Origin of the sequence: Pseudomonas sp. Root71, from assembly GCF_001429045.1 — a bacterium.
GTDB lineage: Bacteria > Pseudomonadota > Gammaproteobacteria > Pseudomonadales > Pseudomonadaceae > Aquipseudomonas > Aquipseudomonas monachiensis.
In genome coordinates this window covers 45,910-72,891 of record NZ_LMHY01000022.1, presented here as the reverse complement: position 1 = coordinate 72,891, position 26,982 = coordinate 45,910, and the positions used below count along the sequence as shown (strand labels likewise).

General features: G+C 61.5%; 24 protein-coding genes. 4 read left to right on the top strand and 20 right to left on the bottom strand.

Features of this window, described 5'->3' with window-relative positions:
- Positions 1-113: 113 nt before the first annotated feature.
- From ASD95_RS14210 to ASD95_RS29175, 5 genes are all read right to left on the bottom strand, one after another.
- A complete protein-coding gene (locus tag ASD95_RS14210) occupies positions 114-3,212 on the bottom strand; it encodes an error-prone DNA polymerase (protein WP_162252417.1) in 3,099 nt (1,032 codons plus the stop codon).
- Positions 3,188-4,603 carry a Y-family DNA polymerase gene (locus ASD95_RS14205; protein ID WP_056724378.1) on the bottom strand — a complete coding sequence of 472 codons (1,416 nt, stop codon included), beginning with the start codon at positions 4,601-4,603 and terminating at the stop codon, positions 3,188-3,190. Before ASD95_RS14205 ends, ASD95_RS14210 begins: the two co-directional genes overlap by 25 nt.
- A 7-nt stretch (positions 4,604-4,610) precedes the next feature.
- Positions 4,611-5,228 carry a translesion DNA synthesis-associated protein ImuA gene (gene imuA / locus ASD95_RS14200; RefSeq protein WP_056724376.1) on the bottom strand — a complete coding sequence of 206 codons (618 nt, stop codon included), beginning with the start codon at positions 5,226-5,228 and terminating at the stop codon, positions 4,611-4,613.
- Complete coding sequence (gene lexA / locus ASD95_RS14195; RefSeq protein WP_007987463.1) at positions 5,228-5,845, bottom strand: transcriptional repressor LexA; 618 nt, start codon at positions 5,843-5,845, stop codon at positions 5,228-5,230. Before lexA ends, imuA begins: the two co-directional genes overlap by 1 nt.
- A gap of 506 nt (positions 5,846-6,351) precedes the next feature.
- Positions 6,352-6,510: a hypothetical protein gene (locus ASD95_RS29175; protein ID WP_156385767.1), complete on the bottom strand. Its 159-nt coding sequence runs from the start codon at positions 6,508-6,510 to the stop codon at positions 6,352-6,354.
- A gap of 651 nt (positions 6,511-7,161) precedes the next feature.
- Here ASD95_RS29175 and ASD95_RS14185 point away from each other — a divergent pair.
- Positions 7,162-7,881, top strand: a complete 720-nt coding sequence (locus ASD95_RS14185; RefSeq protein ID WP_056724373.1) for an AAA family ATPase — start codon at positions 7,162-7,164, stop codon at positions 7,879-7,881.
- Between the two features lie 69 nt (positions 7,882-7,950).
- Here ASD95_RS14185 and ASD95_RS14180 read toward each other — a convergent pair whose 3' ends face one another.
- From ASD95_RS14180 to ASD95_RS14130, 11 genes are all read right to left on the bottom strand, one after another.
- The gene (locus tag ASD95_RS14180; RefSeq protein ID WP_056724370.1) at positions 7,951-8,229 is read right to left on the bottom strand and encodes a DUF971 domain-containing protein; all 279 of its coding nucleotides are present in this window, start codon (positions 8,227-8,229) and stop codon (positions 7,951-7,953) included.
- Entirely contained in the window at positions 8,226-9,188 is a 963-nt protein-coding gene (locus ASD95_RS14175) for a HEAT repeat domain-containing protein (RefSeq protein WP_056724368.1), read from the bottom strand. The genes ASD95_RS14180 and ASD95_RS14175 overlap by 4 nt, the downstream gene beginning before the upstream one ends.
- Positions 9,185-10,033: an ABC transporter ATP-binding protein gene (locus ASD95_RS14170; RefSeq protein ID WP_056724366.1), complete on the bottom strand. Its 849-nt coding sequence runs from the start codon at positions 10,031-10,033 to the stop codon at positions 9,185-9,187. Before ASD95_RS14170 ends, ASD95_RS14175 begins: the two co-directional genes overlap by 4 nt.
- Positions 10,033-10,815 (bottom strand): ABC transporter permease, encoded by a 783-nt coding sequence (locus tag ASD95_RS14165; RefSeq protein ID WP_056724364.1) that lies wholly within the window; start codon positions 10,813-10,815, stop codon positions 10,033-10,035. Before ASD95_RS14165 ends, ASD95_RS14170 begins: the two co-directional genes overlap by 1 nt.
- Positions 10,816-10,956: 141 nt before the next feature.
- On the bottom strand, positions 10,957-12,363 hold the full coding sequence (locus ASD95_RS14160; RefSeq protein ID WP_162252416.1) for an ABC transporter substrate-binding protein: 1,407 nt from the start codon (positions 12,361-12,363) through the stop codon (positions 10,957-10,959).
- A gap of 299 nt (positions 12,364-12,662) precedes the next feature.
- Positions 12,663-12,908 (bottom strand): 4Fe-4S dicluster domain-containing protein, encoded by a 246-nt coding sequence (locus ASD95_RS14155; RefSeq protein ID WP_056724362.1) that lies wholly within the window; start codon positions 12,906-12,908, stop codon positions 12,663-12,665.
- Positions 12,909-12,934: 26 nt separating this feature from the next.
- Positions 12,935-14,665 (bottom strand): fumarate reductase/succinate dehydrogenase flavoprotein subunit, encoded by a 1,731-nt coding sequence (locus ASD95_RS14150; protein WP_056724360.1) that lies wholly within the window; start codon positions 14,663-14,665, stop codon positions 12,935-12,937.
- On the bottom strand, positions 14,662-15,414 hold the full coding sequence (locus ASD95_RS14145) for a GntR family transcriptional regulator (protein WP_056724359.1): 753 nt from the start codon (positions 15,412-15,414) through the stop codon (positions 14,662-14,664). The genes ASD95_RS14150 and ASD95_RS14145 overlap by 4 nt, the downstream gene beginning before the upstream one ends.
- Before the next feature lie 215 nt (positions 15,415-15,629).
- Entirely contained in the window at positions 15,630-16,598 is a 969-nt protein-coding gene (locus ASD95_RS14140; protein WP_056724357.1) for a Gfo/Idh/MocA family protein, read from the bottom strand.
- Positions 16,599-16,614: 16 nt separating this feature from the next.
- A complete protein-coding gene (locus tag ASD95_RS14135; RefSeq protein WP_056724356.1) occupies positions 16,615-17,502 on the bottom strand; it encodes a Dyp-type peroxidase in 888 nt (295 codons plus the stop codon).
- 90 nt (positions 17,503-17,592) lie between these two features.
- The gene (locus tag ASD95_RS14130) at positions 17,593-18,633 is read right to left on the bottom strand and encodes an AraC family transcriptional regulator (RefSeq protein ID WP_056724354.1); all 1,041 of its coding nucleotides are present in this window, start codon (positions 18,631-18,633) and stop codon (positions 17,593-17,595) included.
- A 208-nt stretch (positions 18,634-18,841) separates the two neighbouring features.
- On the opposite strand from ASD95_RS14130, the gene ASD95_RS14125 reads away from it, so the two are divergent.
- Complete coding sequence (locus tag ASD95_RS14125) at positions 18,842-19,786, top strand: SphA family protein (protein ID WP_056724352.1); 945 nt, start codon at positions 18,842-18,844, stop codon at positions 19,784-19,786.
- Positions 19,787-19,905: 119 nt separating this feature from the next.
- On the opposite strand, the gene ASD95_RS14120 is transcribed toward ASD95_RS14125, so the two are convergent.
- The 3 genes from ASD95_RS14120 to ASD95_RS14110 all read right to left on the bottom strand — a co-directional run bounded on the left by ASD95_RS14120 (position 19,906) and on the right by ASD95_RS14110 (position 22,992).
- Entirely contained in the window at positions 19,906-21,114 is a 1,209-nt protein-coding gene (locus tag ASD95_RS14120; protein ID WP_162252420.1) for a DSD1 family PLP-dependent enzyme, read from the bottom strand.
- A gap of 74 nt (positions 21,115-21,188) precedes the next feature.
- Positions 21,189-22,583 carry a D-arabinono-1,4-lactone oxidase gene (locus tag ASD95_RS14115; protein WP_056725086.1) on the bottom strand — a complete coding sequence of 465 codons (1,395 nt, stop codon included), beginning with the start codon at positions 22,581-22,583 and terminating at the stop codon, positions 21,189-21,191.
- 22 nt (positions 22,584-22,605) lie between these two features.
- Positions 22,606-22,992 (bottom strand): c-type cytochrome, encoded by a 387-nt coding sequence (locus ASD95_RS14110; RefSeq protein ID WP_056724348.1) that lies wholly within the window; start codon positions 22,990-22,992, stop codon positions 22,606-22,608.
- A 265-nt stretch (positions 22,993-23,257) separates the two neighbouring features.
- Here ASD95_RS14110 and ASD95_RS14105 point away from each other — a divergent pair, with 265 nt between their 5' ends.
- Both ASD95_RS14105 and ASD95_RS14100 read left to right on the top strand, forming a co-directional pair.
- Positions 23,258-24,883 (top strand): NADP-dependent glyceraldehyde-3-phosphate dehydrogenase, encoded by a 1,626-nt coding sequence (locus ASD95_RS14105; protein WP_056724346.1) that lies wholly within the window; start codon positions 23,258-23,260, stop codon positions 24,881-24,883.
- Positions 24,884-24,927: 44 nt separating this feature from the next.
- A complete protein-coding gene (locus ASD95_RS14100; RefSeq protein WP_056724344.1) occupies positions 24,928-25,968 on the top strand; it encodes an FUSC family protein in 1,041 nt (346 codons plus the stop codon).
- Positions 25,969-25,983: 15 nt separating this feature from the next.
- Here the strand turns inward: ASD95_RS14100 and ASD95_RS14095 are convergent, their stop codons facing one another.
- Complete coding sequence (locus ASD95_RS14095; protein ID WP_056724342.1) at positions 25,984-26,877, bottom strand: DMT family transporter; 894 nt, start codon at positions 26,875-26,877, stop codon at positions 25,984-25,986.
- Positions 26,878-26,982 lie beyond the last annotated feature (105 nt).

The following is a 26,982-nucleotide window of genomic DNA, read 5'->3' as shown; positions in this document are numbered from 1 at the left end:
CTGCGCGCTATTCGTTTCATAGAGGTATAGCTGATTCTCGCGGGCCACTGGAGATCCCACTATTTGGTCCTCAGTAACCGCGAGCAGGCTCGCTCCTACAGGGAAATGCGGGGTTAGTGAAAATCCCGGCTGCGCACGCTGATGCCATCGAGCAACGGGCTCAGGTCACTCAAGCGTCCGGCAATCAGATGCCGGACCTCACCCTCCTTCTCCCAGCGCCCATCGACCTTGAGCAACTGCGAGCCGACCAACACTTGGCGCTGGCGCTCTGCCAGGTCGCGCCACACCACCACGTTGACGTTGCCGAACTCGTCCTCGAGGGTAACGAACGTCACGCCGCTGGCGGTGGCCGGGCGTTGTCGGCCGGTAACCAGTCCGGCAACGCTGACGGGCCGACCGTGCTCGACGTCCAGCAACTCCTTCGAACTGCGGCAGCGCCGCGCCTTCAACTCACCGCGCAACAGGGCCAACGGATGCGGCCCGAGGGTGGTGCCGACACTGGCGTAATCGGCTTGCAGGTCCTCGCCCACGGTGGGTCTGGGCAACGACACCGCGTTCTCTTCCTGGCTCGGCAGGCCGGCAAACAGACCCAGCTGTTTTTGTACCCCGGCCACTTCCCAGCGTGCCCGATGCCGGTCGCCGGCCAGCCCACGCAACGCGCCGGCATCGGCCAGTTGCTCCTGGGCGCGGGCATCGAGTCGCGCCCGTTCGCCCAGGTCGGCGATGTCGGCAAACGCGCCTTTGGAGCGTGCCGTCTCGATGCGCCGGGCATCGTCCTCGCGAAAACCCTTGATCATGCGTAGCCCCAAGCGAATCGCCGGTTGCGCACCGGCGATCGGCTCCAGGCTGCAATCCCAGTCACTGGCGCGCACGTCCACCGGACGAACCTGCAAATGATGACGCCGTACGTCCTGCAGAATCTGGTCCGGGCTGTAGAACCCCATCGGCCAACTGTTGATCAGCGCACAGGCGAAGGCCGCCGGCTCGTGGCATTTCAACCAGCAACTGGCGTAGGTCAGCAAGGCAAAACTGGCCGCGTGGGACTCGGGAAAACCGTAGCTGCCAAAGCCCTTGATCTGCTCGAAGATCTGCGCGGCGAACTCGGCGGTGTAGCCGTTTTTCTTCATCCCGGCGGCCAGCCGTTCCTTGTGTGGCTCGAGCCCGCCATGGCGTTTCCACGCGGCCATGGAACGGCGTAGCTGGTCGGCCTCGCCGGGGCTGTAGTCGGCGGCGACGATGGCGATCTGCATCACCTGTTCCTGAAACAGAGGAACGCCGAGGGTGCGCTTGAGCACCACCTCCAGCTCCGGTGACGGATAGGCCTCCGGTTCTTCCTTGTTCCGTCGCCGAAGGTACGGATGCACCATGCCGCCCTGGATCGGACCCGGCCGAACGATGGCGACCTCGATCACCAGGTCGTAAAACGTCTTCGGCCTGAGCCTCGGCAGCATCGACATCTGCGCCCGGGATTCGATCTGGAACACGCCGATGGTGTCGGCCCGACCGATCATTTCGTAGGTGGCCGTATCTTCGGACGGGATGGTCGCCAGACTCAGGTCCAGCCCCCGGTGCCGGCGCAGCAGATCGAAACATCGGCGAATCGCGCTGAGCATGCCCAGCGCCAGGATATCGACCTTGAGCAAACCGACCGCATCGAGATCATCCTTGTCCCACTGGATGATGGTGCGCTCGGCCATGGCGGCATTTTCCACCGGCACCAGACTGTCCAGCGGCTGCTCGGAAATCACGAAACCGCCGGGGTGCTGGGACAAATGCCGGGGGAAGCCGATCAACTGCCCCGTCAGGCTCAGCACCCGGTGCAACACTGGGCTTTCGGGGTCAAACCCGCCCTCGCGCAGACGTTCCACGGGAGGCGTTTCATCGCTCCAGTGCCCGCAACAATCGGCCAGGGCGTTGATCTGGTCCGGCGGCAAGCCCAAGGCCTTGGCCACATCGCGCACCGCTCCGGCGGCGTGGTAAGTGCTGACCACCGCCGTCAATGCGGCCCGGGCCCGGCCATAACGCTGGAACACGTACTGCAAGACTTCCTCGCGGCGTTCATGCTCGAAATCGACGTCTATGTCCGGCGGCTCGTTACGTTCCTTGGACAGAAAGCGCTCGAACAACAACGTGGTGCGATCCGGATCGATTTCGGTGATGCCCAGGGCGAAGCACACTGCCGAGTTGGCGGCAGAACCGCGCCCCTGACAAAGAATCTGTTGCTGGCGGGCAAAGCGGACGATGTCGTGGACTGTCAGGAAGTAGCTTTCATAGCCCAGCTCCGCGATCAGTTGCAGCTCCTTGTCGATCTGCACCAGCACTTCGCTTTTCGGCCCTTTTGGCCAGCGCCACTCGATGCCTTCCTCGGTCAAATGACGCAGCCACGAGGTAGCCGAGTGTCCTTGCGGCACCAGTTCGCGGGGGTACTGGTAACGCAACTGGCCAAGATCAAAGGTGCAGCGCCGGGCGATGTTCAGCGTTTCGGCCAGCAAGTCGGGCGGATAAAGCGCTTGCAGCACGTCGAGGCTGCGCAGATGGCGCTCGCCGTTGGGGTGCAGGCGCAACCCGGCATCGGCCACCGGCAGGTGATGACGGATCGCGGTCATGGTGTCCTGCAAGGCGCGCCGGCCGCGCGCGTGCATGTGCACATCGCCACTGGCCACGGCCGCGATGCACAACTCCCTGGCCAGGGTCAGCAGATCGCCCAGGCGCCGGGCATCGTCCTGGCCGCGATGCAACTGCACCGCCAGCCACAGGCGCTCGGCGAAGACCTGTTTGAGCCAGCGCCCCTGTTCAAAGGCATCGACAGCGTCCGGCACCCACAACGCCAACAATCCCGGCAAGGGCTCGCTGAAGTCTTCATGCAGCACCTGATACTGGCCTTTCTGCGTGCGGCGCCGGGCGCGGGTGATCAATCGGCACAGCGCCTGATAGCCCTCGAGGCTCTCCACCAGCAGCACCAGTTTCGGACCGTTCTCGATGCGTATTTCACTGCCGATGATCAGCGGCAACTCCACGGACTTCGCCGCTTGCCAGGCCCGAACGATGCCCGCCAGGGTGCATTCGTCGGTGATCGCCAGGGCTTGATAACCCTGCTTTTTCGCGCGCTGGAACAGCTCGAGGGCACTGGAGGCACCGCGCTGGAAGCTGAAGTTCGACAGGCAGTGCAGTTCGGCATAGTCGCTGCTCATGCGAACCAGCCCTGCAACCACAGCGGGCCGTCCTCACCGACCGCCCGGTAGGCCCAGCCCTGTTGGCCGGCACGGGTTTCGATCAGGTAATAGTCACGGCGTACGTCGTCGCCGTCCCACCAGCCGGACTCGATACGCTCCGGCCCCATGAGGATGCGCGCCGAGCCCTGATGCACGGCCAGCGGCTCAGTCAGCAGCCAGCCCGGCCGTTTCACCGCGGCCGGCACCGCGCAAGGCTGGCTGTCGGCACGGGCCTGCCACGCGCACTCGGGGCGGTGATCGGCCTGGAAGCGCAAGCCATGCACCGCGTCATCCCCCAGCCGTGCACGCAGGCGTTCGCGCAGTTGCTCCCAGGGCAAGGACTGTTGCGGGCGATCGTCGAACAGTTCCTGATGCTGGGGCACGAAGGTCGGCAAATCCTCGGCGCGCAGGCGAAAGCCGCGCACCGGCGCCTCGACCTGGACTTGCTCCAGCCGCCCCCGGGCCAGTTCGAAGAGCATCGCCGGATCGCGCTCGGCACTGAGCAGGCCGACCTTGATGAGCGTGTCCGGCAACCCGGCGTGCTCCAGATGCAGGTCGAAACGCTGTACGCCGCTATCGCGACCGCAGAGGAACGCCGACAGGTCTCCCGTCAACCGGCGCAACGGAAACAGCAAGGCTTGATGGGACTGCACATCGAAATTGAGCTCGATACGCACATCGAAGCGGTCCGGCGGCAGGTAGAACGCCAGCGCCAACCGCCGCAAACCCAAGAGGGCATCCAGGTGCTTGAGCACCTGGGCCTCGAAGCGCCGGGCCAGGCTATGCCGGGGCAGCGCCTGCACCTGGCTCAAGGTGCGCAGGCCCATGCGCGACAAGGCCGTGGCGACCGAGGCTTCGAGGCCGACCCGGTCGACGGGCATTTGCCCCAGGTGATGCTGCAAGGCTTGATCGTCCGGCACCACCAGTCCGTCATAGGCGTTGGCCAGCACCCGCGCCGCCACCGGGTTGGGCGCGGCCACGATGCGGTGGCGAAACCCCAGTTCACCGAGTTCACGGCGCAGAAGCGCTTCGAATTGCGGCCAGGCGCCGAACAGGCCGAGGCTGGATTCGATCTCGAACACCAGGGCCCGGGGGTAATGCACGCTGACCTGGGAACTGAAGCGATAGGCCCAGGCGGCGAGAAACCGCTGCCAGTGTTCGATTTCAGCAGCGTCATATTCAGCCGTGACAAAACCTTTGCTCAAGGCCTGTGCCGCGCTCATGGACTGGCCTGGACGCAAACCCAGCGCCCGCGCCGCGCCGTTGACGGCCTGCAGCACCCGGCGCTGGGCCGGGCCGGTCAGCAGCGCCAGGGGTTCATCGGGATCGGCGCGCTGACGCAGTACCGCGTCCAGCGCCAATTGCGGGAAAACAATGCAGACCCAGCGCATGGCAACCTCAATGCCCCACGGCGAAGGCAATCGGCGCCGAACGGGCCAGGCCGCCGCGGCACTTGAGCACCCGCAGTTGTGCCGGACGGGCATCGATGGCAATGCGCAGGGCCGCCGGCGAAGGGTTGATCGCTTCACCGAGGGGACGATAGGCGAAGGCCAGGGTCTGGCCGGTTTCCGCCGCCACCTGCAAGCGGCGCAAGGCGCGGTCATCGGCCTTGTGCGGCCAGCACAGCACCGCGCCGCAACTGCCCGAACGCAGGCATTGCTCCGCGGCCCACAGTGCATCGCGCTCGCTGGCCTGGATGATCGACAACTGCCGCAGATCGACCCCGGCGCCCTGCCACGCCTGGGGGTACGGCACATAAGGCGGCGCCACCAGCACGATGCGCTCGCCCGCCGCAGACAGCCGTGCCAGGGTCGGCCACACCAGTTGCAGCTCGCCCACGCCCTGCCCGGCCAACAGGATTTCCGTCAGCGCCGCCTCCGGCCAGCCACCGCTGGGCAACGCGGCGTCCAGCGCGGCATGCCCGGTGGGTTGCGGGCTGGCGGCCGGTGGCGCAGGCCGGCCCTTCCAGACCTGGCCGCCATTGAACAGCGTATCCAGCGCAACGACGGCGCCCATCAGCCTTGCCTCACCAGGCCACAGAACACGCCTTCGATGGCCAGGTCCCGGTCGGCCTCGACAATGATCGGCTGGTAGGCCGGGTTGCGTGGCAGCAGGCGAACCACATCGCCGACCCGCTCGAAGCGCTTGATGGTGACTTCGCCGTCGAGCCGCGCCACGACGATCTGGCCGTTGAGCGCCTCGGGGTTGCGGTGCACGCCCACCAGATCGCCGTCGAGAATGCCGTCCTCGATCATCGAATCACCGCGCACCCGCAACATGTAGTCCGGCACCCGCGAGAAGATCGACGGATCGAGCAGCAAGCGGCTGTGCACCTCGGCATCAGCCCCGATCGGCGCACCGGCCGCCACCCGGCCAAGCACCGGGATGTCCAGCAACTCGGGCCGCGGCGGCTGCCCGAGCAGGCGAATGCCCCGGGCCTGATGCGGGTTGACCTCGATAAACCCGGCTTCGGTCAGCGCCAGCACATGCTTGCGCGCCACACTGCGAGAGGCAAAACCGAACGCCTCGCTGATTTCAGCGAGGCTCGGAGGCTGACCGTGCTCGGCGATGCGATCGCGGATAAAGGTCAGGATGGCGGTACGGCGGGGAGTCAGAGTCGTCATGGAGTACATTTGTACTCTTTTGGCTTTTTCCTGGCAAGGACCGTGTAGGAGCTGTCGAGTGAAACGAGGCTGCGATCTCTTGAGACCAGAGCGAAAAGATCGCAGCCTGCGGCAGCTCCTACAGGAGGCCGGTTCAAACGTAACGTCCAGCACTCCTTACTCGAACAAAACGGACGATCAAAAAATAGGGCCTACCGTTCGTCGCCTTTCTAAAATAATTAGCATCTGAAGAAAATAAAAATCCATAAAAAAAGTACGAAACGCACATTTACTCCTACAGAAATATTCTACTTAACATAGCAAGATCATTTCTGCTTGCCTAAAACTAAAACACAGTTTCAAAAAGGAATTTCACAGTTCCACGCTAGAAACTATCCACACCAAAACAAAACCAAGCCACTAAGGTTCCTAACATCATGCAGGACGCATCTTAAAAGCATGCAGGAATCCCCCTACAACACAAAACCCTCTCGCTTGCGTCCAACAGTAAAATCAACTAATCCTTGCAGCACCACTTAATACCAAGCGCCCCCACAAATAAAAGAAAAATAAAAAACAACAAGCCTGAAAAAGTGACGCTCAATGACTAAAAATATTCTGCCCAGAGCTTTCTCCCTAACATCCATATTCATAAAAGAACAATTAAAAGAACCCATCGCTTTTTTCTGGATCATGATATCACCTTGTGCGATGTTCTATTTTCTTGCAACAACCAGGCAAGACCCCAACTATTTTTCCAGCAATTACATTACGATTTCGGCATGGTTTTATGCCTACATCTCTTCAAGTGTCGCATTATTCGGATTCGCCTTTTACATTATCGGAAGAAGGGAAAGTGGATTCACCCGATCATTCATTTACTCCAAGGAATCGAAACTGATTTTTCTTTTATCGCACTTCATTGCCTACTCGTTAATATCGATATCCTATTGCGCAACCTTTTACTTAACGACCAAACTCCCATTTGGAAACTATGCCCTCAATGAATTACTGAATATCGCACTACGCTTTTACATCTGCTTTATCATGTTTTGCACTTTCGGGGCTGCATTTTCATTGTTACCGATCAACTTTCAGAACTCGAACACTTTGCTTTCCATTTTTTCGTTCTGCATGCTGATTCTCGGCGTAATGAGTGCCAGCAGATCAAACCCCATCACCGACACTTTGAACCTCGCAAATCCACTGACACTTGCAAGCCAGATAATGGAACAAGGTCTTGAATCCAACAAACTCATCACGACAGCAATAATTCTTTTATTTATTTCAGTACTGCACAGAACGTTCAAGCACCTAAGAATCAATCCCGTATGGAGCCGATACTGATGAAAAAATTCACGGCGCAGAGCATTGACTTCTCCTATACAGACAACCCCCTCTTGACCCAGGCATCTCTTGAGGTTACTCAAGGCGACATTGTCGGCATTCTGGGGCCCAACGGATCTGGAAAAACAACTTTCTTCGATATCGTCTGTGACCTTAAAAAAGCAAAGTCCGGCTTCATAAAAAACGACTTCAGTCACTGTTTATACCTTTCTCAAATCATCTCCACTCCCCCACCGTTGCGCATGCGTGACATCTTTAAAATGGTGACTGCGCTGTCGTCAAGCGAGCCCATGACACAAGATAAAACCCTGAAAAAACTAAGTGCGTGGAGCCCTGCGATAGTTGACCGATATCAAGACATATGGAACAAAAAATCATCGCTATGCAGCTACGGAGAGACACGCTGGTTCTTTACTCTCTCTCTTCTTTCAATTTCTGCAGACTTCGTGATTCTCGACGAACCTACCGCCGGTGTAGATCCGGAATTTCGTCGCTATATTTGGCAATGCCTACGCGGCGCCGCCAGGGAGGGCACCGCTATTCTGGTTTCCTCGCATAATGTTGATGAGGTAATTAACCACTGTGATTATTTTTACATGATTAGCCAGCAACGCTTCAATCGCTTTGCCAATGGTAGTGAGTTCATGCATCGGTATGGCGTAAAGACTGTGGACGATGCGTTTATCCGAGCCGTTACTGAACCGGTATTCGCAACATAAGCAACTGTAAACGCACACGGGGGAGCTGCCTTAGACTGCGACAGCTCCCGATGAGGAATGGAATTCGATTCATTCGGTAAGTTCAGCAAGATAGGCCCACGGATAAATCCCCTGCTCATGCCCATCGCTGAACACCAGTTGCAGGCCATACCCTTGCGGATTCAGTTCGATCACCTGAACCCGCCCGTCCACCATCGGCGCCATCCCCCGCAAACGAAACGCCCGGCATTGCGAGCACGGACACTGGCGGCGTAGTTCGGCATGCTCCAGCAGTTGCTCGCGGCCACCCGGCCAGTTCAGGCGCAACTGCTGTTTGCTGCGGGAGTTGCCAATCGCCAACGGGTTCATTGCAGTTGACTCAAGGCAATGCGCACGGCCTTGCGCACTTCCGGGTCGCCGTCGTCCTGTGCGGCCTGCAACGGCGCAATGGCCCGTGGGTCGTTCAATTCGCCCAGGGCCAGCGCGGCTTCCTTGCGCAGGTTGCTGATGCGGTGGCCGAGGGTGTCGATCAGCGCTTCGAGCGCCGGTACAAAACGCAAGCGACCGAGGCTGCGGGTGGCGCGCAGGCGCACTTGCCAGTAATCGTCGTCCAGGGCGTCGATCAGGGCCGGGCCGGCGTCGAGGTGGCCGACCTTACCCAGGGTGGTGGCGGCTTCTTCGCGGACTTGCCAGGCAGCGTCGCGCAAGGCCTGGCGCAGGGCCGGCAGCACCTGTGCGTCAGACGCCAGGCCCAGCGCCCCGGTGGCGGCGCGCCGAACTTCAGTGTCCGGGTCAGCGCTGGCCAACCGCGCCAAGGCCGGCAAGGCATCGAGTTGCTTGAGCCAGCCGAGCACGCCCACCGCCTCACGGCGCACGCTGGCGCTTTCATCAATCAGTGCCCGGGCCGCCGCATCGGCGGCATCGGGGCAACGCAACTCGCGCAACGCCCTGAATGCGGCGATGCGTACGCCGCTGTCGGCGTGCCCGGTCCACGGCAGGATGACCCGGCCCGCCGCTTCACTCTTGAGCAGGCTGAGGCTTTGCGCTGCGGCCACCTGCACCGCCGGGGATGGGTCCGTCAGGGCCTGGCACAGCGCTTCGACCACCGGTTCGTCCTCCCAGGCTTCCAGCAGGCGTGCGGCTTCGGCGCGAACGTCCGCAATCGGGTCTTCGGCCAGTCGATCGATCAGCCACAGCAGGCCGTCCGGCTCCTCGAGATCGGCCAGTTCGATCAGCGCGATCCGGCGTACACCGGGGTCGTCATCGGTCAGGCGCGGCTGCAGGGCAAGAATGTCGTCGTTATCGGTTACATCGAATAGTGAGGTCATAGGGCAAATCGCGGCAGTTTGGTTTCAGGGGGAAGTCCGAGCGGGTTCAGGCGCGGCAGTTGCCGGCCGTCTTCGTGCCGCAGGAGTTCGAGGCAATGGCGCTTGAGGTGCGAGAATTCGGGGCTTGTCACCAGTTGCGTGCTGCGTGGCCGGGGGAAGTCCAGGCGCAAGTCTTCGATGATCCGGCCGGGCCGTGTACTCATGACCAGCAGGCGATCGGCGAGGAACAGCGCTTCGTCGATGTCATGGGTGACAAACACCACGGTGGTGCGGATGCGCGTCCAGATGTCCAGCAGCAGTTCCTGCATGTTCAATCGGGTCAGGGCATCGAGGGCGCCGAAGGGTTCGTCCATCAGCAACAGGCGCGGACGGTTGACCAACACCCGGGCGATTTCCACCCGTTGCTGCATGCCGCCGGAGAGCTGATCGGGCCAGCGCCCGGCAAAGCCTTCGAGGCCCACCAGGGCGAGGATTTCATCCGCTGCCTTGTGCCGTTCGGCCTTGCCGATGCCTTGCATTTTCAAACCGAACGCCACGTTGTCACGCACCGTGCGCCACGGAAACAGCGTGTGCTGCTGGAACACCATGCCGCGCTGGGGCGATGGGCCCGCCACCGCTGCGCCATCCACGTTCAAGGTGCCGGTGCGCGGTTGCAGGTGGCCGGCCAGTGCGCCGAGCAAGGTGGACTTGCCGCAACCCGACGGCCCGAGAATGCACACGAACTGCCCCGGCTCGATCTGGCAATCGAGGCCCTGCACTGCTTCGAAAGCCGTGTCGCCCTCGCCCAGGCTGATCGACAGCCCGCGAATGTCGATACGCCCTTCCAGGTGTTGAAAAACGCTCATCAGGCTTTTCCTCGTGGTCGATGCCAGGGCGTGAACAGCCCGCCCAGACGCTTGATCAACAGGCTGCTGCCCATCCCGAGCACGCCGATCAGCAACATGCCGACCACGATGTCGGCGTAGTTCTGGATGGTGTAGGACTCCCAGGTGTAATAGCCAATGCCGAACTGGCCGGAGATCATTTCCGCCGTCACCAGGCAGAACCACGAAGTGCCCATGCCGATGGCCAGGCCGGTGATGATGCTGGGCGCAGCGCCCGGCAGAACGACCTCCAGCAGGATGGCCCGGTGCCCCGCCCCGAGGCTTTTCGCCGAGGCGATCAGCCGTGGGTCGACGCCTTCGACGCCGTGCACGGTGTTGAGCAGGATCGGGAACAGTGCGCCGGTGAAGGTGATGAACACCATCGACAGCTCCGAGGAGGGAAACATCAGGATCGCCAGGGGAATCCACGCCACCGCCGGGATCGGGCGCAGCACTTCCAGGGGCGGCAACAACAGATCTTCGGCCCATTTCGAGCGGCCGATGGCCAGGCCCAGGGCCACGCCAATGATCAGCGCCGCGAGGTAACCGGCGAACACCCGGCCGAGGCTGCTGCCCAGGTGTTGACCGAGTTTGCCCGAGTCGCCGAGGCCGAGGGCAGCTTCAATGACCGCCACGGGTGTCGGGACGTTGGCGAAGGTCACCAGGCCGAGGTTCCAGTGGTGGCTGGCGGCGAGTTGCCAGAACAGCAGGCAGAGCAGCAGTGAAGCGACCCTTGGAATCCAACGTAAAAATGATCCAGACATACACATTTCCCGATGGCAATCACAACCCCTGTAGGAGCTGCCGAAGGCTGCGATCTTTGACGGCTTCACGATTGCCGAAGAGCACGATCAAAAGATCGCAGCCTTCGGCAGCTCCTACAGGGAACCGTGGTGTTTGGGGGGTTAGCGAACCGCCACGGCCTGGGCAGTGGCATCGGTAAAGTCAAAGACCTTGCCGCCCTGGGCCGTGGCGAACTGTTGGGCCTGACCTTTGAGCAGGAACGCGCTCAGCCGTCCTTTCCCGTCGGTGGCAAACCACGCCTGATCCGCCAGCAACTTGATCCCGCTGTCGCTGGCCTGGGCGTACACCGCGCGGATGTTCTTGCCTTCCTGTTTCAGCGCTGTCAGCGCGGTAAATGCCGACTCCGCCGAGGCGTATTGACGAACTTTCGGCTCGCCGCGCACCCAGATTTCCACCACATGACTGAAGTCGGTGATGGATTTGCCGCTGGCGGCATCGACGGCTTTGAGCGGCGTCTGCTTGTAGTTCGCAAGCTGCGCGCTGTAGTCCAGGTTCGAGGCCTTGAAGGCGGCGCGGATGTATTGGTCGTCGATGAAGGTGTTGAGATCGAGCCCGCGATCGGCCTTCTTCAACAACTTGAGGGTATCGATGGCGGTGCCCACGGCCTGACGGTATTCCGGCTTCCAGCTCAGGTCGCGGGTCTGCACACCGAGGGGGCCATGGAACAGGTAATTGACCTCGGCATCGACCCCGGTGACCCTGGCGATCAACTCGCTGTATTTCTCCGGTTCAGCCGCCAGCAACTGGTTGGCTTCGATGCTCGCCCGCAGGTAAGCGACGACGATTTCCGGGTACTTCTTCGCATAGGCCTGATCGACCAGCGCACCGTGGAAGGTCGGCGCGTTGGCCTGGGCACCGTCATAAATCTTGCGTGCGAAACCGCGGCTGGGGAACAGTTCGGCGAAGGGCACGAAGTCAGCATGGGCATCGATCTTGCCGGCCTGCAACGCGGAGCCGGCGACTTCCGGCGGCTGGGCGATGATGTTCACGTCCTTGAGCGGGTCCCAGCCCTGGGCCGCGACGGCCCGCAGCAACATGCCATGGGCGGTGGAAGCGAACGGCACGGAAATGGTCTTGCCCTTGAGCTCTGCGAGCGACTGCACGCCCGATGCGCTCGGCACCACGATGCCGTTGCCACTGCCCTTGATGCTGCCCGACAGCACGCTGATGAACAGGCTGTGCTTGCCCGCCGTTTCGAACGCCACGCCGTTGAACGCGCCGGGGAAGTCGGCCATGGCGCCGAAGTCGAGCTTGCCGGCCACCATCTCATTGGTCAGGGGGGCGCCGCTGGTGAAGTTTTTCCACTGCACCTCGTATTGGGCGTCTTTGTAGGGGCCATCGTGGGGCAGGTATTTGTCCAGCAGACCGAGTTCGCGAATCAACAATCCGCCGGCGGCGCAGTTGATGGTGGTGTCCTGGGTGCCGATGGCAATGCGGATGGTTTCGGCCGAGGCCGACAGGGTGAATGAAGCCAGTACCAGACCGGCTAAAGCTGCACGCAACATCATGAGTGTTTCCCCTCGAATCATTTATTGGATGTTCGTCTCCGCCACGATCAGGGCGCGGTGGGAAACGAGGGGTGTCTTGAATCAGGCGTCCGGTGGTGCCGGATGGCGTTTTGTTGTCTGGGCTGGCCTCTTCGCGAGCAAGCCCGCTCCCACAGGGTGTTGCGGTGTACACGGACTTGCGTCTGGCCTCGATCCATTGTGGGAGCGGGCTTGCTCGCGAAGGCGTCCGGTCAGTCAATGGGGATGCCAGCTGTGCCGGCCTCTTCGCGGGCAAGCCCGCTCCCACAGTTGATAGTGTTTCAGCGCAGCAGGTACGGGATCTCTACTTTCACAGCCCCTGTCGGGCAGTCCTTTTCACAGGGCATGCAGTACCAGCATTCATCGAACGCCATGTAGGCCTTTTGCGTGGCCGGGTTGATCGCCAGCAGGTCCATCGGGCAGACGTCGACGCACACGGTGCAGCCTTTGTGGGCGATGCATTTGTCCTCGTCGATGGTGACGGGGGCGTTGGAACGGAAGAAGATTTCCTGGGCTTGATAGGCCATTTCACGGTCTCTCTCTTGGGTGATGCTCAGGCGGCATCCGCGCCGACCCGCAGCCGGTCGTAGGCCTGCAACTCGACGGCATCGAGCGGGATGATGTAAGGCTCGACGGCTTTCTTGAAACTGCTCATCAAACCGTTTTCGTCTTTCTTCAGGTGGCAATGGCAGAACCAGTCGCGGTCGTTGCGTTGCGGGTGATCGACGCGGTGGTGGTAAAGCCCCCAGCGGCTCTCGGCGCGGAACAATGAAGCGCGGGCGGCCATTTCGGCGCAGTCGCGGATCATGCTGACTTCCATGGCGCGCATCAGTTCGTGGGCGTTGTGGGCCTTGATCTGGTCGAGATCACGCTGGATGTCGCTGAAGCGTTGCAGGCCGATCTGCATCTTCCTGGTCACTTTCGGCGGTTGCAGGTAGTCATTGACGAAGCGCCGCAGCTTGTACTCGACCTGGGCCGGTGGCAGGCCGTGCTCACGATCCAGCGGTGCGTAGACCCGTTGCTTTTCGGTTTCGATCTGCCGCGCATCCAGCGCCGAAAACTCGCGCCCGGCGACAAAATCCGCCGCGTTGTGGCCAGCGAACCAGCCGTAGGTGAACGCGCCAAGCATGTAGTTGTGCGGCACGGCGGCCATGTCCCCCGCCGAGTACAAGCCCTTGACCGAGGTCTCGGCCTTCTCGTTGACCCACACCCCCGACGCCGAATGCCCGCTGCAAAAACCGATCTCGGAGATGTGCATCTCGATCATCTGCGTGCGGTAGTCGGTGCCGCGATTGGCGTGGAACTGGCCGCGACTCGGACGCTCGTTGCTGTGCAGGATCTCTTCGATGTTCTGGATGGTTTCCTCGGCCAGGTGATCGAGCTTGAGGAATACCGGACCATTGCCGCTTTCCAGCTCCTGATGGAATTCCCACATCATCTGCCCGCTCCAGTAGTCGCACTCGATGAAGCGTTCGCCCTTGTTGTTGGCGGTGTAGCCGCCCAAGGGGCCGGTGACGTAGGCGCAGGCCGGGCCGTTGTAATCCTTGATCAGCGGGTTGATCTGGAAGCATTCCAGGTTCGCCAGTTCGGCCCCGGCGTGGTAGGCCATCGAGTAGCCGTCGCCGGCATTGGTCGGGTTTTCGTAGGTGCCCATCAGGTAGCCCGAGGACGGTAATCCCAGGCGTCCGGCGGCACCGCAGGCGAGGATCACCGCCTTGGCCTTGATCACATGGAAGTCCGCCGTGCGGCAATCAAAGCCCATCACCCCGTTGACCGCGCCCTCTTCGTCCGTCAGCAATCGGGTGCAGACCAGGCGATTGGTGATGCTCACCCGCGCGCGCTTCAACTGCCGATAGAGGACTTTCTTGATGTCGTGCCCTTCCGGCATCGGCAACACATAAGCGCCCATGTGGTGAACCTTCTTCACCGCGTAGTCGCCGGTTTCGTCCTTCTCGAATTTCACGCCCCAGCGGTCCAGTTGCGAGAGGGTTTCAAAGCTGTGGGTGGCATAGGCGTACACCGCGGCCTGATTGACGATGCCGTCGTTGGCGATGGTGATTTCCTTGGTGTATTGCTCAGGCGTCGAGTGACCGGGAATGATCGCGTTGTTCAGGCCGTCCATGCCCATGCTGATCGCGCCGCTGCGCTTGACGTTGGCCTTGTCGATCAACAACACCCGCAGGTCGCGGTTGCGTTCCTTGGCCTTGATCGCCGCCATGGGGCCGGCGGTGCCGCCGCCTATGACAACGATGTCGTATTCCTGCTCCAACGTGCTGCGCGTCATGCCTGCTCCCCTTTTTGCCGGTCGATCCGCAGGCGGTACTGGAAAGCATCGCCACGGTAGTAAAGGTGTTCGAAGTCCAGCGGCCGACCCTCGACATCATGGGTCAGGCGCTCGATGCGCATGATCGGCGAGCCGGGTTCAACGTTCAGCGCCTGGGTCAGGTCGCTGTCGGCCAGCACCGCATCGATGGCCAGGTCGGCGTGCCCCAGGGCCAGGCCGCAGTCGTTTTCCAGGATCAGGAAAATGTCGCGGGTGACCAGGTCGGCTTTTTCCAGGCGCTCACCAACGGCCTTGGGCAGGTAGGTGATTTCCAGGGAAACCGGCTCGCGATTGATCAGGCGCACACGCTTGATCTGCGCCACGACCTCGCCTTCGGCCACCTGCAAACGCTCGGCGACGAGCTTGTCGGCGGCAATGAACTTGAAGCTGCGCAGGCGGTTGATCACCTCATAGCCGCGACCGGTCATCGACTCGGCCAGGCCTTGCAGGGTGCTGACGTTCTGGAAGGTTTTCGGCTTGGCGACGAAGGTGCCCTTGCCGTGGATCTTGAAGATCAGCCCCTCCTTTTGCAGGTCGCCCAAGGCCTGGCGCACGGTGATGCGACTGACCTTGAACAACGCGCCAAGCTCGCTTTCGGAAGGCATCTGGCTGTCTTGCGGGTATTCGCCGTCGAGGATGCGTGCGCGCAGCACGTCTCGCAGCTGGGTGTGCAACGGGACGCTGCTCAGGGATAGAACGTTATCGGTCATGGCAGATCACTTGTTATAACGAGTTATGACGTGATCTTAGAGAGGTTATGACAGGCTTGAGAAATACCGAATGCGCATAAGGTTAGAAGTGCAACACAACCAAAAACTGTAGGAGCTGCCGCAGGCTGCGATCTGTTGATTTTGTTTTTTAAGCCAGGATCAAAAGATCGCAGCCTCCGGCAGCTCCTACAGGGGATTGTGTGTGGTCTGAAGGATCAGTGGCGCTTGAGGATCTGGTCCATCACCCAATCGGTCTTCAGCGCCTGCTCGGCCACGGCCGGGTGCTGGGCCTCGCCACGAATATGCGCATTCATGCCCATTACGTGGTGCCACTGAATGTGGGCGTGATGCTCGATGGTCAGGCTGAGGTATTCATCGGCGTGCAGCTCGACCGGGTGTTCATCGAACACTGAAAAGGTGATCCGGCCTTTGCTGCCAATCACTTCGACCCGGTCTTCGCGACGGTCCGCAACGAAATTCCAGCAGCCCATGCCCAGTGCTCCGCTGGCAAACCGCCAGGTGGCGCTGACGGCATCTTCGGCCGCATACATACCGGCCTGGCGTGCGGTGAACCCGGCGACTTCGACGATATCGCCCAGCAGGTACTGAAACAGGTCCAGGCCATGGCTGGCCAGATCCGCAAAGTAACCACCACCGGCAATCGCCGGGTCGGTACGCCAGTTTTCACTGCCATTGCGATCCGCTGCCGACGGGGCTTTGGTGAGGGTCCAGCTCAGGTGCCGGACCTCGCCGATCCGCCCTTCCTCCAGCCATTGCCGCACTTGCCGGAAGCGTGGCAACGAACGTCGGTAATAGGACACGAACAAGTGCAGCCCGGCATCGGCAAACACCTGCTGCATCTCGCGGCTTTGCCCGGCATTCAGCGCCATCGGTTTTTCCACGCAGCAATGCTTGCCGGCGGCGGCCACCTGCAAGGCATAGGCGTGATGGCTGTCGGGCGGCGTGGCGATGTACACCGCGTCGACCTCGGGATCGTTGATCAGCGCCTGCGCATCGGTGTAGACCCGCGCGATACCGTGGCGCGCGGCGTAGTCGGTAACGGCTTCCAGGCGCCGGCCCATCACCGCCACCAACGCCGATCCGGGTGCCTTGTAGAAGGCTGGCGCGCTTTTGCGTTCAGCGACACTGCCACAGCCGATCATGCCCCAGCGCACCAGGTTCATAGGCTCTCCTTGCTTATCAGCCGACGCGCAATGCGCGCAGGTCCAGTCGACCGTCCTTGAGCGGCGGGCACCAGTAGTAGCCGCCGGTGATCGGACGGCTGATGCGGTACAGACCGTCGGTGATGCCGTCTTCCAGGCCACTCATGCGGCGCAGTTGGGCTTCGAAGGCATCGAGGGAAAAGCCGAAGGCCAGGAACATCAGGCCGGCGCGGTCGCCTTCGATCCACGGCATCGAGCGACGCACCACGAAGGCCTCGGGCGCAAAGCTTTCCTGGGCGGTGCGTTTGACGTGGGCGGAAACCGGCGCGTCGTCGAGCTCTTCGTTATCGCTCAAGCGGCGACCCATGATGTTGTCTTTTTCATCCGCCGACAGCCCATGGAAACCTTTCAGGTCATGCTGCCACTGCTGGATCGCGGCGAAGCTGCCACCCACCGTACCGTCCGCGCCCTCACCCACCAGGGCGGCGGCCACGGCGGCGGCGGCGTGGGGGTTCTCGGTGCCATCTTCGTAGCCGGTCAGGTCATGGCCATTCATGTGGCGGAAAGTTTCGTTCATCTGCACCAGGCGCAACGCCGGGGCCAGTGCCGCTTCGATGGCGTTGCTGCGGTTGAGCAACTCGCCACGGTCTTCACCGTGCAGCCAGCACCAGAGCGCATGTTGAGTCGACGGATTGTCGACGCCGACACCCGCCAAAGCCGGGAAAGTACGCAGGCCTTCGATCTGCCCCTCCAGTGCCTTGACCAGGGATTCGCCGAAGCCGACGACAGCCGATTTCCCGTCCACCAGATGCATCAAGTTGTCGAGCGCAGCCGGCAGTGCCGCGGCGGATTCGAGGGCGAAGAACATATGGCGGGCTTGAGGCGGAACAGGGGTGGCGAGAATGCCCGGCTGGTAATGGCTCATATGAACTCCTTGAAAAAGAGCACAGAGTTTAACCGGAGTACGAGGGTTTGTGTGCCGTGAGAGGCCACAGAAGCCACTCGCCACAAAAGATCAAACCACGCTGGGGATTTCGTTGCGGAACGCACTCGGGCTCATGCCGGTCCAGCGCTTGAACGCCCGGCGAAAGCTGCGCACGTCGCTGTAGCCGACTTCTTCGGTGATGCGTTCAATGGACATGTCCGGGTTGGCCAGCAGGCTCATGGTGCGGGCCTGACGCACTTGTTCCAGCAGCGCTTCAAAGGTCAATGCGTGTTCGGTGAGGCGGCGGCGCAAGGTGCGGCTGCTCATGTTCAGGTCGCCGGCGATTTTCTCGATGTGGCTGCCTTCGGTCAGGTCCCGGGCAATCGCCCGTTCCACGGCCTGGATCAGGTCCATTTTCTGGTGCACCTGCGCGGCTTCCAGCTCGAGCAGTTTCACGGCCTGACGCAGGGCCAGGGAATGGTGATTGGGCAAGTGAACGCCCAGCCAGTGTGCCTCGATCACCATGCGGTTTTGCAGGCAGCCGAAACGCACGTCCGGCCCCAGCAGGCGCGAATATTCGCCGAGATACTCCGGCGCGGCATGCATGAACTCCACGGCCATCGGCTTGAAATCCGCCCCGACCAGCGCCCGGCCGTACACCAGCAGGCTGGCGAAAAACTCCTCGACCGCGAACAACTGCACGTCGGCGAACGGCAAGCGGCATTCAACGTCGATAAACACCCGATCCCCCGCCTCCTCCACACTCGACACGACAATGCCGCCAGAGGTGTGTTGATGGCGAATGCCCAGTTCAAAGGCATCGCGCAGGGTCTTGCACAGCGACAACACATGCCCCAACAACCCCAGCGTACCGAGCACATTCTGCGCGCCGACCCACAGGCCCAGCCCCTGATTGGGCAAGGCCTTGAGCGCGCGCTGAATCATGGCCACGGCCTGGCGATAGGAAATTCGCTGCGCCGGGTCCTGCAGGTCTTCAAAGGTAAAACCCAAGCCTCGGCACAGGCTTTCGGGGTGGATGCCTTTTTGCTCGGCGACTTCGGCCAGGGTCTGCAGGAGAAACGGCGACACCAGCGCCAGTTCAAAGGTGGGATCGGTCACTTTCATTTGCATGGGGCTATACGTTCCGGGTCGAGCTGCATTCTTATTTTTGTAACCGGCTATGTCGAAGGAAGTTAGCACAGGGTGCAAAGGCTGTCCGCAGAAGTCCCCCTAAATGGCCGCCAATACCCTGCCTTGCAGGGCGCAGACAGCTTATTTCTATGTTGCGGCCCTCGTATGGATGCCGGACAGCCCGCTAACAATAATAATGAGAACACCCATGATCCCGACCCGCACGACACTTCCCCTACTGGTCATTGGCCTGGCCGGCGTCTGCGCCCTGCAACCGGCACTGGCCACCGAGGCTGGCGTGGACAACATCGGCACCGGCACCGACGGCTTTTTCATGTTGCCGCTTTCGCCCGACAGCCTTCCGGACAACATGGTTGCCTTCAACCTCTACTACAACCACTACAAAGCCACGAAGCTCAATATCAGCTCCCTCGGCGGCAAGGTGCCGAACGTCGAGATCGAGTCCACGGCGGTCATTCCGCGCCTGGATTACCTCAGCCCGGTGCGGGTGTTTGGCGGCCGGCTGGGTGGCTACATCGCGCAGCCCTGGCTCAAGCAGGAAGTCTCGGTGTTCGGCTTGCAGGACACCCGCGAAGGCATGGGCGACACCACAGTCGCACCGATCATTCTCTGGGACATGGGCCCAGACCTGACCCTCGGCGCCGCCATCGAAATCACCGTGCCGACCGGCGAATACAGCGTTGATCGCCTGGCCAACACCAGCAACAATTTCTACACCTACAAACCTTTGTTCTCCTTCACCTGGCTGCCGACGGACAGAACCGAGGTGTCGATGAAGACCACCTACAGTTTCAACGAGAAAAACAAGGACACCGACTACAAGTCAGGGCAGATTTTCCACTTCGACTATTCCGCCAGTTTCAAGATCACCGACAATCTGATGCTCGGGTTGAACGGCTACTACCTCAAGCAGACCACCGACGACAAACAGTTCGGCCACACCGTGCAGTTCAATGGCCAGGACGTGAACGACGGGGTGCGCGGCCAGGTGTTTGCCATTGGCCCGGCGCTGCACTGGACCTTTCTCGAATACGCCAGCGCGGAGATTCGCTGGGCCAAGGAGTTCGACGTGGAAAACCGGCCTGAAGGGGAAATGCTTTGGGCCAAAGTCAGTATTCCGTATGCGTTCTGACTGAAATGACGCCTTCGTCGGAACGCCGCCCGGAGCAAGCCCGCTCCCACAGGGGAATGCATTCCAAATGTGGGAGCGGGCTTGCTCGCGAAGGCGTCGGAACAGTCACCTAACAAATTTCAGGAATACACCGGCCAAGTAACCACAATCTTCCCACCCCGAACCGCCAGCAAATCCCCGAACTGCAATAACACCGACTCCGTCTGGGTCGGGCGCAAGAACACCTGGTCCTCCACCGTCAGCCCCACCGCCGCCGACCCATTGACCATTTCCTGGTTCGAACTACGGCCATACACACCATTGCTCTGCAACCCCGCGGGCGACTCGAACTGCGCCATCCAGTTACCGCCATAGATGAAATACGTTTCGCGCTGATTGGTGTCCCACCAGGAAAACAGCCTGGACTTGTCATCCAGCGCCGGAATATTCACAGCCCCGGTGCTTTTCAACACGGGCGTGGCGATGTAGGCGGCCGGCACATGCTCGGCCAGTGACGGCAAATCATAGTGAGTGGGCTTGAGCATCGCCGTCCCCACCGACACTTCGCTGCTGAGCTGTTCGTGTTCATGCATGCGATAGCTCGGGCTGCCGGCCGTATTGAGGGTCAACCCTTCGCGCCACAAACCGGGGTATTGCCGACGGGTGAAATCGACGCAGCGGTGGTAAATCACCATCACCTTGGCGAACAGCTCCTCGGGCGAGCCCAGAATCCCCGGCACGCCCATGCCCACGAACGGGTCGTAGCCCATGAACCCGGCGAATTCCAGGTGCTGCGGGTGCTGGCTGATCAGCGTCAGCATCTGCCCGAGTACGCCAAGGTCGCTGACGCCACCGCGATGCAGCCCGACATCCAGTTCGATGTTGACCCGCATTCGCGTGCCCAGCCCTTGGGCCAGGGCGAGGTATTGCTGCAGGCGCTGCGGTGTATCGAGCAACCATTGCAATTGCGTCGAAGGGTCGAAAGGCCCCTTGTGCGACTGATAGAACAACTCGGCCGAACGCACCGGCAGCGGCTTGCCCAACAGAATGTCGGCCTCGGCAAACTGCACCGCGTCATGGTTGAGAAACGGCTGGTGAAACGACATCAGGCGTTGGGTGCCGGCGCGCCGGGCGATGTAGGCCAGGAGCCCCGGCGCCGGCAGTGATTTTTCCACCAGGCGCAGGTGCTTGCCGGCGCGCTTGACCGATTGCATCACCACATCGATGTTGTGATCCAGCCGATCAAGGTCGATCAGCATCACTGGTCGCATCGGCCCGTGGTCCTTGAGTTCGCGGTTCAGCGTACGGAAGTAATCGCTGTACGGCGCGCCTCGGTCACTCGGCCGCAGCCACGCCCCGACACCCACCAGCAAGGCGCCGACGCCTGCGCTGCCAAGCAAGAAATTGCGGCGATTGACGGCCATCAGCTCACCCCCAGAATGGAAGACAGATGCGCATTGAGAAATTTGCCACCGGGGTCGAGTGCCTGCCGCACCTGGATGAATTCCTGCCAGCGCGGGTACAGCGGCTGCAGGTTTTTCGCGTTCAGCGTGTGCAACTTGCCCCAGTGCGGCCGGCCGTTGTACTTCCAGAAAATCGGCTCGATGGCGGCGAACAAGTTGTGATGATCCATCTGGTAATGCTGATGGACCGAGATCGAACAGCTGTCGCGGCCTTCGAACATGCTCAGTGGAATGTCGTCGGCCTTGACGTACCGGTACTCGATCGGAAACCAGGTGCGCAGGTCTTTGTCCTGTATCAGTTTGAGAATCTCGCGCAAACAGGCCGGGCCGTATTCGGCCGGCACGGAATATTCCATTTCATTGAAACGCACCGTGCGCACGTTGGCGTAGATATCGAACGAGTCCCCCACCCGGTCATCGAAACTGGCCAGGTGGCGCAGGTTGTTGAGCAGGGTGCGGCGCAGGTCCGGGAAGTCGCTGGCGTATTTGTCGATCTTCTCGATCAGCGTGACAAACTCGTTGCCGCCCTCCTCATCCGCCGGCACGGGCGGTGTGGCCGGGTCGGTGGTTTCGTTCAGGGCGATCGACAAGGCGTAGTCCGAATGGGTCACCACGAGCATTTCCCAGTGCTGGTTTTCCCGGGTGTTCTTGTCCAGGTCCTCCAGCAGTTCTTCAGTCTTGGCGATCCATTGGCGCTCCCGCAAGCGGTACGCCGGGCGGTTTTGCAGGCGCACCCTGGTGGCCACGCCCAACGCCCCCAGGGACACCCGGGCTGCGCTGTACACTTCAGGATGGCGACTGGCGTCGCAGTCCAGCACCTCGCCACTGGCAGCCACCAACTGCATGCCGCAGACATGCGCCGAATAGGATTGAAAGTTTTTGCCGGTACCGTGGGTCGAGGTCGAGATCGCGCCCGCCAGGGTCTGGTAATCGATGTCAGCCATGTTTTGCAGGGCCTGGCCGATGTCCTTGAGCGGCGTGCCCATGCGTGACATCGGGGTGCCGGCGGCGAACTCGGCCTGCAGCGTTTTCCCATCGTGATCGAGCAGACCGGTGAAATAGCTCAGCGAAAGCAAGGTGCCATCAGTGGGCACCAGCGCGCTGAAGGAGTGCGCCGAGCCCACCGGCCGAATCCTGCCGGGGGCCTGGCGCACCACCTGCGTCAACTCATCCAGATTCTTGGGCGCCAGCCGCGCCGCCGGCAGGCAACTCTGGCCGCCCGACCAGTTGCGCCAGGGAATCAGGCGTGGCGCGCGCAACAGCTCGGCCAGTGCCGGCGTTGAGCCGAGCGCGGTAAAGGCGCCAATGACGCTCGCCCGTTGCAACAACTGACGCCGTGTCAGGTCCATCGTCATGAATTGCACCCTGCCGTTCTTGTTATTGGATTTGCTGGCCGGACATAAAGGCAATCAGCGCCAGGAACTGTTCTTGCGAACACTGCATGCACAGGCCCATCGGCGGCATGCCGTTGTAACCGTTGATCGCGTGATCGAGCAGCGTGTCGGCACCCTGCAATACCCGTGGTTGCCAGGCCTTGATGTCACCGGTCAGCGGCGCCCCGGCCGCCGGATTGGCGTGGCACAGCCTGCAGCTGTTGTCGTAGACCTGCGCCAGCTCGGCGTCGGCGGGTCTCGCGGCGCCTGCTTCGCTGCGGGTCGGCGGGTTGTCCGGCGCTTCGCCGCACCCTGCCAGCAACGCCGCAAAGACACACCCCGCCAAGGCCAAACAAAGGCTAGGCTTTTCAGTTAATCGGCTTGCCCGCATGGCTGTCCTCTCATTGGCTGCCCGGCCAGCCGGGTGCAGCCTTTTTTGTTGTGATCAAGGAGAGTCAACCTTAAGGCACCCCGCGCGGGCGCATTGAGGGCATTGGGGGCCAACAAGGGGCGCTTCTGAGGCCATGACGGAAAGCACCGACAAATCCCCAGACATCACGCCGTGCGGAAAAACGCTGAGATGAGTCATGACAAGCGTTGCTGAGGTCTGCTAAAACGATTCATCAGTGCATCAGCCAATCCAGAGGGGTAGCGACATGACCACAGCCAATATTCTCCAGAATCTGTTCCCAAGCCCCGCCGACATCCCGGAAAAGTACCGCCTTGACGGCCAGACCGAGCAGCGCGAGTACCTGGTCGATGGCCAACTCAGAACCTGGAACGGGCCGCTGGCCCAGGTCCGCAGCCCGGTGTACCTGGCAGGCCCGAATGGCGACGAACAAGTGATCCTCGGCAGCACGCCACTGCTCGATGCCGACACCGCCTTGACCGCCCTGGACGCCGCCGTCCGCGCCTACGACCGCGGCCAGGGCCTGTGGCCGACCATGCGCGTGGCCGAACGCATCCAGCACGTCGAAACCTTCCTCGGGCGCATGCGCGAGCAGCGCGACGCCGTGGTCAAGTTGCTGATGTGGGAAATCGGCAAGAACCTCAAGGACTCGGAAAAGGAGTTCGACCGTACCTGCGACTACATCGTCGACACCATCAACGCGCTGAAGGAACTCGACCGCCGCTCCAGCCGTTTCGAACTGGAACAGGACACCCTCGGCCAGATCCGTCGCGTGCCGATGGGCGTGGCCCTGTGCATGGGGCCTTACAACTATCCGTTGAACGAAACCTTCACCACGCTGATCCCGGCGCTGATCATGGGCAACACCGTGGTGTTCAAGCCGGCCAAGCTCGGCGTGCTGCTGATTCGCCCGCTGCTGGAGGCCTTCCGCGACAGCTTCCCGACCGGGGTGATCAACGTCATCTACGGCAGCGGCCGCGAGACGGTCAGTGCGCTGATGGCCAGCGGCAAGATCGACATCTTTGCCTTCATTGGCACCAACAAGGCCGCCAGTGACTTGAAAAAACTCCATCCGAGACCCCACCGCTTGCGCGCGGCGCTGGGCCTGGATGCGAAAAACCCGGGCATCGTCCTGCCGGAAGTGGATCTGGACAACGCGGTCAGTGAAGCGCTGACCGGTTCACTATCGTTCAATGGCCAGCGCTGCACCGCCCTGAAAATCCTGTTTGTCCATGAAGACGTGGTCGAGTCCTTCATCGACAAATTCAATGCCAGGCTCGCCAACCTCAAGCCCGGCATGCCCTGGGAAAGTGGCGTAGCCCTGACACCGCTGCCGGAATCGGGCAAGGTCGACTATCTGCATGCACTGGTGGCGGACGCCGAGAGCAAAGGCGCCAAGGTGGTCAACCCCAACGGCGGCGAGGCTCGTGCTTCGTTCTTCTACCCGGCGGTGCTGTACCCGGTCACGCCGCAGATGCGGGTGTATCAGGAAGAACAGTTCGGCCCCGTCGTCCCCATCGTGCCGTACCGTCATCTGGATACCGTGATCGACTACGTGCTGGAGTCGGATTTCGGCCAGCAATTGAGCATCTTCGGCACCAATCCGGTGGCGGTCGGCCGGCTGGTGGACACCTTCGCCAATCAGGTCGGGCGCATCAACCTCAATGCCCAGTGCCAGCGCGGCCCGGACACCTATCCTTTCAATGGTCGCAAGAACTCGGCCGAAGGCACCTTGTCGGTCCATGACGCGCTGCGGGTGTTTTCGATCCGTACCCTGGTGGCCACCAAGTTCCAGGAAACCAACAAGGACCTGATCAGCGAGATCATCAGCGGCCGCAGTTCGAGCTTCCTGACCACCGACTACATCTTCTGAGGAGAGCCGGCCTGAGTACATCCAGAGCCCATCGACTGCCACCCTTGCTGCGCCGACTGCTGCGTCCGTTGCTGGACCCGTACCGGCGCTACCGCCATGCCCGGGTGATCCATGCGGTGCGAGTGTCGCTCGGGTTGCTGGCGACGATCCTGCTGACCACCGGGATCAACCTGCCCCACGGTGAGTGGGCGTCGGTGACCATGCTGGTGGTGATCGGCGGCCTGCAGCACCACGGCAACATCGGCAAGAAAGCCGCCGAGCGCGCCATCGGCACCTTGATCGGCGCCGGTGTCGGCCTGGTACTGGTGGCACAACAGGCCTGGCTCGGGATGCCCTGGCTGACCTATTTCGCCATGTCGGTGGTCTGCGGGTTTTTCTCGTATCACGCCATCGGCAAGGGTGGCTACACCGCACTGCTATCGGCGATTACCGTGTTCATCGTCGCGGGGCACGGCGACAACCCGGTTACCGATGGCTTGTGGCGCGGGGTGGACATCCTGATCGGCATTGCCCTGGCCTTGGCGTTTTCCTTCGCCCTGCCGTTGTATGCGGTTTATTCCTGGCGCTACAACCTGGCCGATGCGCTGCGTGATTGCGCGAAAATCCATGGGCGCATCATAGACGGCCAGGCTATCACCGCCGACGAACACCTCAAGCTCATGACCCGCCTGAACGCGGCGATGGTGCAACTTCGCTCACTGATGCCCTCGGTGTCCAAGGAAGTGAAGATCTCCATGACCGACCTCGATGCTCTCCAGCGCAACCTGCGCATGTGCGTCAGCACCCTGGAGATCCTCGGCAATACCCGACCGGATACCAATGACCCCGAGGCGATGTTGCTGATGCAAACGGCCTTGAAAGCCGAACATCGGCAGATTCGCGTGCAATTGATCGGCATGGCCCGGGCGTTGAAATCAGGCGCCGCCCAGCGGCTCAATCGCCCCGTGGATGCCCCTCTCGTCAGCCTCGATGCACCGGTCTATAACACGCTGGACGGGTACCGCTTGCTGACTCAACAACTGGCCGCCAACGTCGGCGAGATGCGCCAGCGCCTGGCCAAGAGCGCCCCGCGCTGGAACATCTGACGCCTGGGGCGCGGGTTACGGCGTCACCGTGCGCCGAAACTTCAGCGACCAGCCTTGTTGCATGCCGGCAGCAGCCAGCAAAATCGCCGCGACGCCGATCCATTGCAGCGGCTCCAGGCGATGACCGAAGGCAAACCAGTCGACGAAAATCGCCGCGATCGGGTAGATGAAGGACAACGCACCCGTCAGCGCGGTCGGCAGTTTTTGAATCGCGCCGTACAGCAACACGTACATCACACCGGTGTGCACCATGCCCAGCGTCACCAGGCTGGCCCACGCGCTCGGTGCCTGCGGCAATACCGAAAGATTCGCGAATGGCGCGAGCAACAGCACGCCGGTGCTGACCTGGATCAGCGCGATCAAATGCGGCGGCGTACCCGTCAAACGCTTGATGATCAACGCGGCAATTGCATAGAGAAACGCCGCGCCCAACGCCAGGGCAATGCCCATCAGGTAGTCGCTGCCGCTCTCGCCCTGGCTGCCATGGGCGCTGACAATCGCCAGCATCCCGAGAAACGAAACGCCCAGCCAGGTCAGTTTCTGCGCGGTGATCTTTTCGTTGAGAAACAAAGCCGCCAGCCCGACCAGCATGAACGGCTGGACGTTATAGACGGCGGTGCCGATGGCAATTGATGCCCGGGAATAGGACGCGAACAACAGCACCCAGTTGCCGACAATCGCCACACCGCTGAGCACCGCCAGCAGGAACGTAGTGCGGGTCAGAATGCCGGGACGCAGAAAGCCGAAAGCTGCGCAAATCAGCAGCAAGGTGCCGGCACCGAACAGGCAGCGCCAGAACACCACGTCCAGCACCGGTTGCCCGGACACCAGCACGAACCAGCCGATGGTACCGGAGATCAGCATGGCGGCCGTCATTTCGAACGAACCGCGGCGTAGGGTTTTGTCCATCATCAGACTCCTCTGTTTGTGGCCAAAGTATGCCAATGCACCCAGGGACTACTCCAGAGCAAAAAGCAGGCTAAACTCGGAATCTGCCTTTTTTATAAAGGCCAT